The 2,821-nt window shown below is 46.3% G+C and carries 2 protein-coding genes; one reads left to right on the top strand and one right to left on the bottom strand.

All coding sequences use genetic code 11. From position 1 onward, the window contains the following. Nucleotides 1–1,246: ATP-binding cassette domain-containing protein (locus PX484_RS18490; protein ID WP_288105056.1), on the top strand; the 1,246-nt coding region annotated here is incomplete at its 5' end. Between the two features lie 228 nt (nt 1,247–1,474). On the opposite strand, the gene purF is transcribed toward PX484_RS18490, so the two are convergent. After that, the coding region (purF, locus tag PX484_RS18485; protein WP_288105054.1) for an amidophosphoribosyltransferase at nt 1,475–2,821 on the bottom strand (1,347 nt) is incomplete at its 5' end.

Genomic DNA, 2,821 nt, shown 5'->3' with positions numbered 1-2,821 from the left:
TGCCCTCGCAGTTCAGCCCGCTTTGTTAATTCTCGATGAACCCACCTCCCAACTGGATCCGGTGGGATCCCAGGAAGTTTTCGCCACCATTAAGGAATTAAATCGCCATCTCGGTGTCACTATTGTGATGGTCTCCCACGCAGCCGAGGAAATGGCCGAATATGCCGATCGCCTGGTACTATTAAGGGAGGGTGCGATCGAAGCCATGGGAACCCCAGCAGAGATCTACTCCCAAGTACAACTTTTACAGGAAAATGCCCTGCGTCCCCCGCAAGTGGCCACTACTTTTGCCTTGATCAATCAAAAAATCGGGGCGATTGAGTCCATTCCTGTCACCCTAGACCGCGGTTTTGCCCGTTTAAACGAGCTTAAATCCTTTTACCATCAAATAACACCAAACCCTCCCTTATCATCGGTTTCTGACCCCTTAAACCCCCTACTGAGGGTAAAAAATCTTTGCCATACCTATCCCGATGGTACTACCGCCTTGCGGGATGTGTCCCTCGATATTGCCGAAGGGGAATATCTGCTGATTATCGGTCAAAATGGCGCAGGAAAAAGCACTTTAGTCAAGCATTTTCTCAATCTTCTCTCGGCAACCACCGGTCAAGTTATGATTGACGGACGTTCAATCAATAGCTTTTCTGTCAGTGATTTAGCTCGTTCGATCGGTTATGTAGCCCAAAATCCCGATAATCAGATTTTTAACACCACTGTGGAGAAAGAAGTATCATTTGCCCTGACTAATCTCGGTTATTCTCCAGAAATCGTCACCCAACGCACGGAAGCAAGTCTAGAAGCCATGGGATTGCTAGAATATCGCTCCTATCATCCTCTCTCCTTACCGAAAGGCGATCGAGCGCGGGTAGTGATTGCGGCAATTTTAGCCATGGAACCGCGTATAGTGGTCTTTGATGAACCCACCACGGGCCAAGATTATCAAGGAGCTAAGGCAATTTTAGAGGTGAGCCGTCAATTACACCAGATGGGCAAAACGGTTATTGTGATTACCCATCACCTCTATTTAATGCCAGAATACGCCGAAAGAGTAATTATCATGGGTCAAGGAACTATCCTTTTAGATGCCCCAATCCGGCAAGCTTATCATCAAACCGATCTCTTAGCCAAAACTTATCTAACTCCACCCCAAGCAGTTTTATTAGCACAAAAATTAGGACAACTTTCCGGTTATCCTAATTCTCTTTTAACTCCCCAGGAAATTGCCGATTGTTTTCAGAGGATTTAGCCTTGAGGCTATTTAGGGTTTGCGGCAAAAAGTTATTCGTGGGGACAGGGTGTGGGGTGTGGGGTGTGGGGTGTAGGGTTTTACCGATTTTCACCTGGTCAATTACCTAATTTTCAGGGAAAAAGTCCCTGAATTTTCCCCCCGATCACTCCCATCTCTGGTACTTTTTGATTGATAAAAAGTCTAAAAGTCTTACCCAGCAAGGTTTTTAGATTTATTCAGCAACCCCTATTTAACTGTTTCTAAGATCAACTTCGATCGCTTAACATTATCAGGTACAGGAATCGGATAATCGCCATTAAAACAGGCAGTACAGAAGGTTTTCGGGTCTTCCTTCGTTGCTGTTAACATCCCATCGTGACTGAGATAAGCTAAACTATCCACCCCGATTTGTGCCTGAATTTGCGCCACCGATTTAGTTGCCGCAATTAACTGCTCTTGGTTGTCCGTATCAATGCCATAAAAACAGGGATGAGTCACCGGAGGTGAAGATATTCTCATGTGAACTTCTCTTGCTCCAGCATCGCGTAAAGCTTTAACTAATTTCCGGCTAGTGGTTCCCCGCACGATCGAATCATCAACAATAATAACTCTTTTTCCCTGTAAAACATCCTTTAAAGGATTCAATTTCATCTTAATCCCCGACTCTCTCATGTGTTGGGTTGGTTGAATAAAAGTCCGTCCCACATAACGATTTTTAATCAATCCTTCCGCGTAGGGAATATCAGAAATGCGCGAAAATCCGATCGCAGCCGGAATACCCGAATCGGGAACTCCCATCACCATATCTGCTTCTACCGGCGACTCTTTGGCTAATTGTTCCCCCAAACGTACCCGATAAGTATATAAAGATTCCTCGTGAACAATGCTATCGGGACGAGCAAAATAAATCATCTCGAAAACGCATAATTTTTTCTCCGGTTTAATGGCCCAATCCACCGAAGATAAGCCATCTTCACTAATCCAAACTAATTCCCCCGGCTGCACATCCCGCAGATAATCGGCCCCGATAATATCTAATCCGCAGGTTTCCGAAGCTAAAACATAACGAGGGGGATTGCCTTCTTCTTGCAAAACCCCAATTACTAAGGGTCTGACACCATTGGGATCCCGCGCCCCGATAATTCCCGTCGGTGTGCCGATAACAAGGCTGTAAGCCCCGCTACAATAGCTAAAGGCATCGATCGCCGCTTCTATCCAATCCTTGCCACTATCCACTTCCTGACCGATAGCGACGGCGATCATTTCCGAGTCGGTGGTGGTGACGAGATCGCAACCGCGCTTTTCTAATACATTTCTTAACTCAAAAGTATTGACTAAATTGCCATTATGTGCTAGGGAAAGTTTACCCAAACGGGTTTCGATCACGGCAGGTTGGGCATTGGCGCGACGGCTAGAACCGGTGGTAGAGTAACGAGTATGACCGACGGCGTGAGTACCGGGCAAGGTTTTAAGGACAGTTTCGCTAAAAACTTGGGAAACTAAGCCCATTTCTTTGTAACAATGCACCGTTTCCCCGTCGTAGGTGGCAATACCTGCCGATTCCTGTCCTCGGTGTTGCAGGGCATAGAGTCC

Origin of the sequence: Microcystis sp. M49636_WE2 (assembly GCF_030065375.1) — a bacterium.
GTDB classification, from domain to species: Bacteria; Cyanobacteriota; Cyanobacteriia; order Cyanobacteriales; family Microcystaceae; genus Microcystis; species Microcystis aeruginosa_C.
This window is presented reverse-complemented; position numbering and strand designations above follow the sequence as displayed.